At 35.9% G+C, this 8,738-nt stretch carries 5 protein-coding genes; 3 read left to right on the forward strand and 2 right to left on the reverse strand.

Annotation, left to right across the window (positions count from 1 at the left end; genetic code table 11):
- A partial coding sequence (ygfK, locus tag N4A40_04370; protein MCT4661075.1) for a putative selenate reductase subunit YgfK occupies nucleotides 1–2,638 on the reverse strand: 2,638 nt, incomplete at its 3' end.
- 90 nt (nucleotides 2,639–2,728) lie between these two features.
- Nucleotides 2,729–4,060 (reverse strand): putative aminohydrolase SsnA, encoded by a 1,332-nt coding sequence (gene ssnA / locus N4A40_04375; GenBank protein ID MCT4661076.1) that lies wholly within the window; start codon nucleotides 4,058–4,060, stop codon nucleotides 2,729–2,731.
- A 283-nt stretch (nucleotides 4,061–4,343) separates the two neighbouring features.
- Here ssnA and dpaL point away from each other — a divergent pair, with 283 nt between their 5' ends.
- The 3 genes from dpaL to ygeW all read left to right on the forward strand — a co-directional run bounded on the left by dpaL (nucleotide 4,344) and on the right by ygeW (nucleotide 8,121).
- Complete coding sequence (dpaL, locus tag N4A40_04380) at nucleotides 4,344–5,555, forward strand: diaminopropionate ammonia-lyase (protein MCT4661077.1); 1,212 nt, start codon at nucleotides 4,344–4,346, stop codon at nucleotides 5,553–5,555.
- A 63-nt stretch (nucleotides 5,556–5,618) separates the two neighbouring features.
- Nucleotides 5,619–6,824 carry a YgeY family selenium metabolism-linked hydrolase gene (locus N4A40_04385; GenBank protein ID MCT4661078.1) on the forward strand — a complete coding sequence of 402 codons (1,206 nt, stop codon included), beginning with the start codon at nucleotides 5,619–5,621 and terminating at the stop codon, nucleotides 6,822–6,824.
- Between the two features lie 103 nt (nucleotides 6,825–6,927).
- Entirely contained in the window at nucleotides 6,928–8,121 is a 1,194-nt protein-coding gene (ygeW, locus tag N4A40_04390) for a knotted carbamoyltransferase YgeW (protein MCT4661079.1), read from the forward strand.
- Nucleotides 8,122–8,738 lie beyond the last annotated feature (617 nt).

Below are 8,738 nucleotides of genomic sequence, written 5' to 3' on the forward strand. Positions count from 1 at the left end.
ATACAGTAGAACATTGAAGACATCTATTGCATTCTCCGCTAGCTTGACCCATTTCTAATATTCCCTTTCTAGAAATAGCATCTGCTCTAGTTCCTTGAATTTTTTCTACTGATAAGTCCATAGCTCTGTTTTCAGTTTTTTCTACTATTACTCTAGCTATTTTTGTTGCATCAGCTATACCTTCAACTACTGTAGCTGGTCCGTTTAATCCATCTCCTGCTACGTATACATTTTCTACATTTGTCTCTAAACTATTTGCATCTACTCTAGCAAATCCTTTTTCGTTTAGTTCTATGCCGTTTTTAGTGTATAGGTCTGTATCTATTTTCTCTCCAACAGCTGCTATTAGAGTGTCTACTTCAAGCTCTTTATTTTCACCTGTTCCAACTGGTCTTCTTCTGCCTTTTTCATCTAAGTCTCCAAGTTTCATTATCTCACAAGTTAACTTGCCATTTTCATAGCGAATTGGAGATAATAATTCTTTGAATTCAACTCCATCTTCTAGTGCAAGACCTAATTCTTCAGCATCTGCTGGCATGTATTTTTTAGTTCTTCTGTAAACTAGAGATACATTCTCTACTCCATTTGCTCTCTTAGCAGCTCTAGCAGCATCCATAGCTGTGTTTCCACCACCTATGATTGCTACGTTTTTGCCAAGATTCATTTCACTTGGAGTATTTTTTATCTTCTCTAAGAATTCTATTACATTCATAGGGTCTTGACCTTCAAGTCTCACTCTTCCAGGTTTCCAAGCTCCTATAGCAAATATAACATGATCAAATCCTTTAGCTTTCAAATCTTTTACAGAATTTTGTTCTGAACCTGTAACGAATTCTACTCCCAATTTTTCTGCAAGTTTTATATCGTTTGCGATTGATTCGCTTCCTATTCTAAATTCAGGAATTACCTGTCTTACGATTCCGCCTAGTTCATTTTTCTTTTCAAATACAGTAACTTTCATTCCCTCTCTAGCAAGAAGGTGTGATGCTGCTATACCAGTAGTTCCGCCACCTATGATTGCTACGCTACTTCCCTTTTGGCTTCCTTTTTTGATTTCACCTAGTAGTTTATCATATGCTCCTTTTGCAGCCTCTAATTTTATATCTCTAATATGAACTGATTCGTCGCAGAATTGTCTGCTACATTTGTTCATACATGCGTGACTACAAATAGTTCCTGTGATAAATGGAAGTGGGTTTTTCTTTGTAATTACTTTTAGCGCTTCATAGTGTTTTCCTTCACTTACTAAATGAATGTATTCTGGTATATCCTGATGTATAGGACATCCCTCTTTACATGATGCTATGAAACAATCCACTAGAGGTACTTTTGTATCTAGTTTTCTTCTAGGAATAGGTTTTATAGCTTTCTTGTGTTTTTCATCTTCTAGTGTCTGATTTGCTAATGATTGTAATTTATCATTGTCCATTTCGTATTTACTTGCATAATCCATAGCTTTTAATTTTTTAGCTATTTGAACGCCTCTTTGATATCCACCGTTTTTAAGAAGTGTAGTTGCTATAGTTATAGGCCAAATTCCAGTGTCAAATAATTTGTCTATATTGAAAAAGTCCGCTCCACCAGAGTATGATATTTTGATTTTTCCATCGAATTCTTTTGATAATCTTCTTGCAAGTTCTGTAGTAAGTGGGTAAAGTGTCTTACCTGACATATACATTTCTTCACCTGGAAGCTCATCTCTTTTGATCTCTACTGGGAATGTATTTGTAAGTTTTACTCCAAATATTACTCCGTTCTTGCTCGCTAACTCTTGCATTTCTTTTATCATTTTCACTGCATCTGCGTATTGCAAGTCTTCTTTGAAGTGATGGTCGTCAAATGAGATATAGTCATAGCCCATTTTGTCTAGTGTTTCTCTAGCAAATTCATATCCAAGCAGCGTAGGATTACATTTTACAAATGTATTTAATCCTTTTTTCGATATCAAATACTCTGCTATTTTTTGGATTTCTGATGCTGGACATCCGTGGAGTGTAGAAAGAGTTATTGATCTACAAATCTCTGAAGATATAGTCTCTACATAGTTTTTGTCTATATTTTTAAATTCTCCTATGTGCTCGAGTGCCCAGTTTTTACAGACATTCCAAATTTCTGTATCTTTAGCTTCTTTTAATGACATTATGAATCTGTCTATTTTTTCCGATGTAATTCCTTTAAAGTCATATCCAACACTCATGTTGAATACGAATCCATCTGGATCCCCAAATCCAAATTCTTTTGAAAGTAGTTTAAGTGCAAACCAAGCTTTAGCGTACTCATCAAATGCTTGTGGGACAGTGAGTTCTGTAGACCACTCTACGTTGTAACACTCATCTGAGGCATTGATACATGGCTTAGAAACTGGCAAGTCTTCTCCATCTAATGTCTGTACTGTCTTAAGTTCAAAAAATCTACTTCCGGTTACATATGCTGCTATGATGTTTTGTGCAAGCTGTGTATGTGGACCTGCAGCTGGTCCGTAAGGAGTTTCTATTTTTTCTCCAAATAATTCTAGTTTTTTTCCATCTTCACTTTTGAATGTGTGGTTTACTCCAAATATTTTTCCGTACTTCTCATTTTCTTCAAGTATCCATCCCATCAATTGATCGAATGGGATCGGTGTCATTCTATCGCCCATATTAAGGTCCCCTCCTAAATTTTTCTTCCTATATATATAGTCTTTTGATTCCACCTAGTTTTTATAAGCTTGGCGTCTTATTTGGATCTATTATGCGTTGATTCTATTCCATAGTTCAGATGCGTTTTCTCTACATTTTGCCATTATACGCTCTGTATCTACTCCTAGTATCACTCTATCTTTCATTACTAATTTACCATTGATCATAGTGTGAGTTACAGATCTACCTGAGAATCCAAATAGTATGTGTGAGTTTGCGTTTTGAGCATTAAATGGTGTTAGTGGATCGTAATCTGCTACTATTACGTCTGCATATGCACCTTTTTCAAGTACACCTAGTGGTTTTTCGTAGAATCTATTTACTATTTTTTGATTGCCTTCAAATAGCATTTGTGGAACTTCGCCCCAAGCTACTGTAGGGTCGCAATTGTGATGTTTGTGAAGCACATTTGCTACTTTCATAGATTCAAACATATCGCTAGTGTATCCATCTGTTCCCATTCCAACCGTAAGACCTCTCTTAGCAAATTCTAATACTGGAGTGCATCCTACTGCATTTCCCATGTTTGATTCTGGGTTGTGAACTACCATTGTATCGGTTTCCTTGATTAGCTCCATTTCATTAGGATTTGTGTGTATGCAGTGAACTGCTATTGTTTTCTTTCCTAATATGTCAAAATCAAAGAATCTGTTTACTATTCTCTTGTTGTGTTCTTTAAGACAAGCATGTACATCGCCTATACCTTCTGCAGTGTGAACATGATATCCACCATCATATGGCATGCTATTAGCACAATGCTCTAATGTCTTGTCGCTTACAGTAAATGATGCGTGAAGTCCCATCATACCTTTTTGCATATCTGTCTCATCTTTTTTGGCGTGTTTCATGAAGTCTACGTTTTCTTTAACTGATGCTTTCATTTTTTCTTCGCCATCTCTGTCAGATACTTCATAGCAAAGTGATGTTCTGATTCCTAATTCTTTTGCTACATCTGATATTTCAAATAAACTGCCTTCTATAGAGCCAAAACTAGCATGATGGTCAAATACTGTCGTAACACCATTTCTGATTGAATCTAAATATGTTGCATATGCACTGTATTTAGTATCTTCTAGTGTTAGAAGTCTATCTATTTTCCACCACATTCCCTCTAATATGTCATTGAAATTTTGAGGGTTGTAGCCATTTATAGCAGCTCCTCTAGCAAATGAACTGTAGATGTGATGATGGGTATTTATCATACCTGGCATTATTACTCCTTTTTTTGCATCTACAAATTCTGCATCTTTGTACTTCTCTTGCATCTCTTTAGTACTTCCAATGTCGACTATTACATTACCTTCTACACATACACTTCCGTCTTCCAAAAATGTATTGTCAGCATCTCTAGTAAGTACCTTTCCATTTCCTATGATTATCATATACAAACCTCCCACAAGTAGTTTAAGTAAGCACTTAATCATATAAATACAAAAGCCATTTATTATTAAGATTACCAAATTGAGTAACAATTCTTACTTTTCTAATTTCATTCTATCATTGTGCCGTTAATGTAGTCAATTGATTTTTAAAAAAATTTTTGTAAGAAAAAAATTTTTTTGTAAAAAGTTATTGATTTCCAATTTTTTTGTGCTATACTGAATTCAAGAAATATTTTAAAAATTCTAGCAGTTTCATTTTCATATTCTTTTAGGAGGTTTTGATATGAACGATTTAAAATGGGTTGCAAATGAGCTTCCCAAAACAGAAAACAAACAATTAGAACTAATGTCTGAAAAACACGTGGCTGAGGCTTTTGCTTTTCACAAGAGTTTTCCACAATACAGTGAAACTCCACTAGCAAAACTTGATAATATGGCTGAGTTTTTGGGACTTAAAAATTTATATGTGAAAGATGAATCTTATAGATTTGGACTAAATGCATTTAAAGTGCTTGGTGGTTCATATGCTATCGGAAGATACATCGCTGAAAGATTGAATAAAGATATATCAGATATGTCTTATGATTATTTAGTTTCTGATGAACTAAAAAAAGAGTTTGGTCAAACTACTTTCTACACTGCAACAGATGGTAATCATGGCCGTGGACTTGCTTGGGCTGCTAATCAATTAGGTCAAAAATCTGTTGTTTACATGCCAAAGGGTTCTTCTGAAACTAGACTTAAAAATATACAAAAAGAAAATGCAACAGCTACTATAGAAGAAGTTAATTACGACGAGTGTGTAAGGATTGCCGTAGCTGAGTCTGCTAAAGTTCCTAATTCAGTAGTAGTTCAAGATACTGCTTGGGAAGGTTATGAAAAGCTTCCAACTTGGATTATGCAAGGTTATGGCACTATGGCAAAAGAAGCTAATGATCAGCTTCATGGCTATGGATGCCAAAGACCTACTCATGTATTTATTCAAGCGGGTGTTGGTTCTCTAGCAGGTGCAGTTCAAGGTTTCTTTGCAAATGCTTATCCTGAGAATCCACCTATTGTTACTGTAGTAGAGCCAAATAAAGCAGATTGTATATATCGTTCTGCTGCTGCTAAGGATGGAAACATCAGAATAGTAGATGACGATATGCAAACTATAATGGCTGGACTTGCATGTGGTGAACCTAATACGATATCTTGGGATATCCTAAAAAATAATAGTTCTTTCTTCATCTCTTGTCCTGATTTTATATCTGCTAATGGTATGAGAATATTAGCAGCACCTTTTAGAGGCGATGAAAAAGTAGTTTCTGGTGAATCTGGTGCAGTTACTATGGGTATGCTTTATGAAATCATGACAAATGAATCTTTAAAAGATTTAAAAGCAGCTCTAAAACTTGATGAAAATTCTAGGGTAGTGCTTTTCTCTACTGAGGGCGATACTGACCCTGAAATATATAAGAATATAGTTTGGAAAGGACAATGTTCTGAATTTTAGTTTAAATATTAATTACTTTAATAGATCTCTATAAAATTTTTGGAAATTTCTAAGGAGGAAATAATGATGGATTTTAATGGTATTAAGCTTAAAGCTGAAGGTTATGAAAAGGATATGACTAAATTCTTGAGAGATTTGATTGCTATTCCTGGTGAAAGTGCTGAGGAAGAAGGCGTAATCAATAGAATCGCTGAAGAAATGAAAATGCTTGGTTTTGACAAGGTAGAAATCGACAAAATGGGTAATGTTCTTGGTTACATGGGTTCTGGTAAAACTTTGATTGCATACGATGCTCACATCGATACTGTTGGTCTTGGTGAAATGGGTAACTGGGAGTTCGACCCATACAAAGGTTATGAAAATGAAACTGAAATCGGTGGCCGCGGTGCTTCTGACCAATTAGGTGGTATCGTTTCTGCTACTTACGGCGCTAAAATCATGAAAGACATGGGTCTTTTAAATGATGATTATCAAGTACTTGTAACTGGTACTGTTCAAGAAGAAGACTGTGACGGTCTTTGCTGGCAATATATCCACAACGAAGACAAGGTAACTCCTGAATTTGTCGTTATCACAGAGCCTACTAACGGAAATATTTATAGAGGTCATCGTGGACGTATGGAAATCAGAGCTGAAGTTAAGGGTATCTCTTGCCATGGTTCTGCTCCTGAGCGTGGAGACAATGCTATTTATAAAATGGCAGATATCCTTCAAGAAGTTCGTGATTTAAATGAAAAACTTCACGTAGATCCATTCCTTGGAAAAGGTACTATCACTGTTTCTGAAATTTTCTTCAACTCTCCATCACGCTGCGCTGTAGCAGATATGTGTGCTGTTTCTCTTGACCGTAGATTAACTGATGGCGAGACTTATGAGTCAGCTCTTGAAGAAGTTAGAAATCTTCCATTCGCTAAGAAATACAATGCAGAGGTAACTATGTACAAGTATGATCGTCCAAGCTATACTGGCTTAGTTTATCCTACTGATTGCTATTTCCCAACTTGGGTTATCCCAGAAGATGCTCCTCAAACTCAAGCTATGGTCGAAGCTTACAAAGGTATGTACGGCGAGCCTGTAGTTGATAAATGGACATTCTCTACAAATGGTGTTTCTATCATGGGTAGATATGGAATTCCTTGCATCGGTTTTGGTCCTGGTAAAGAAGAGGAAGCTCATGCTCCAAATGAAAAGACTTGGAAAGAAGATTTAGTAAGATGCGCTGCTGTTTACGCTGCTCTTCCTACTACTTATTGCAAAAACAATAAATAGAAATAGGTGCTCGCCACTAGTTTCAAATTAGCTACGCTGGCGAGCTTTTTAAACTAATAAATCGTTAAAAATTAATCATTTAAATATAGAGGAGATGACTATTATGGCTTTAATGGACAAGTATATCGAAAAATTAAACAAATTGAATTTTGAAAACATGCACAACAATGACTTCCTTTTAACTTGGGAGAAAACTGATGATGAAATCGAAGCAACTTTTACTGTAGCTGAAGCTCTTAGAACTCTTAGATCAAACAATATCTCTACTAGACTTTTTGACAGTGGACTTGGTATTTCACTATTTAGAGACAATTCTACTCGTACTCGCTTTAGCTATGCTTCTGCCTGTAATCTATTAGGACTTGAAGTTCAAGATTTGGAAGAAGGTAAATCTCAAATCGCACATGGTGAGACTGTTCGTGAAACTGCTAACATGATTTCTTTCATGGCTGATGTAATCGGTATTCGTGATGATATGTATATTGGCAAAGGAAATGCTTACATGAGAGAGGTTTCTGAAGCTGTTAAATCTGGTAATGAAGAAGGTACTTTAGAGCAAAGACCTACTCTAGTTAACTTACAATGTGATATCGACCACCCAACTCAATGTATGGCTGATATGCTTCACCTTATCAATGAGTTTGGCGGAGTTGAAAATCTTAAGGGTAAAAAACTTGCTATGACATGGGCTTACTCTCCATCTTATGGTAAACCACTTTCTGTACCTCAAGGTGTTATCGGCCTTATGACTCGTTTCGGTATGGATGTAGTATTAGCTCATCCTGAAGGATACGAAGTAATGAGCGATGTTGAAGAAGTTGCTAAGAAAAATGCTAAAGAGTCTGGTGGTTCTTTCACTAAAACTAATTCTATGGAAGAAGCTTTCAAAGACGCTGATATCGTTTATCCAAAGAGCTGGGCTCCATTTGTTGCTATGGAAAAACGTACTGATCTATACGCTAAAGGCGACCAAGCTGGCATAGATGCTCTTGAAAAAGAATTGCTTGCTCAAAATGCTAATCACAAAGATTGGGAATGTACTGAAGAGCTTATGAAAACTACAAAAGACGGTAAAGCTCTTTATTTACACTGCTTACCTGCTGATATCACTGGCACTAGCTGTGAAGAAGGTGAAGTAGAAGCTTCTGTATTTGATAGATACAGAAAACCACTTTACAAACAAGCTAGCTTCAAGCCATATGCTATCGCTTCTATGATCTTCCTTAGCAAGATCAAGAATCCTCAAGAAGTTCTTGCAATGCTTGAAAATAGCGGAAAAGCAAGAAGAGTTAAGTAATAAAGCTAAGAAAGCTAAGAAAACTAAGAAAGCTAAAAAGCTAAGTATGATTATCGCTTTTTAAGAACCATTTTGACATTATAGTTGAGACGCTAAAATTTGAAATACAGGCAAAACACTTGAAATAAAAGCTAAAGATTAGAAATTGGATGTTTGGGATTTAGGACGACATGAGGGGTGCTGTTTTCCCTGTGTGTAGTCTATCACACAGGGGATACTTTCCCTTGTGTTGTCCTTTATTGGATGTGGATGCTTTAACATGGGGGTGTTTGGGATAGTTCTGTTCTCGATTGATAGTTTTTTAACTAGTTTTTTACTAGTATTTGTTGTAGTTATTCTAGTATTTGCTTTTTAGAGTAGTTACCTTTTAAATTAATTATTTTTTTAACCAGTAATTATTGAATATTCGAACTATTTCTTTTGTGTCCATAAGGAGGTCTTTTTTTATGAGTTCTACTAATCAAGATGCAGCAGTTTTTAGTTATGATGGGAAACCATCTCTTAAGAAAATCATTCCACTAGGCTTACAGCACGTTGTGGCAATGATTGTAGGATGTATTACCCCAGCTATTATCGTCGCTGGTGTGGCTGATTTATCGCCTGCCGACAAGATTTTG

The organism is Tissierellales bacterium (genome assembly GCA_025210965.1).
Lineage (GTDB): Bacteria > Bacillota > Clostridia > Tissierellales > JAOAQY01 > JAOAQY01.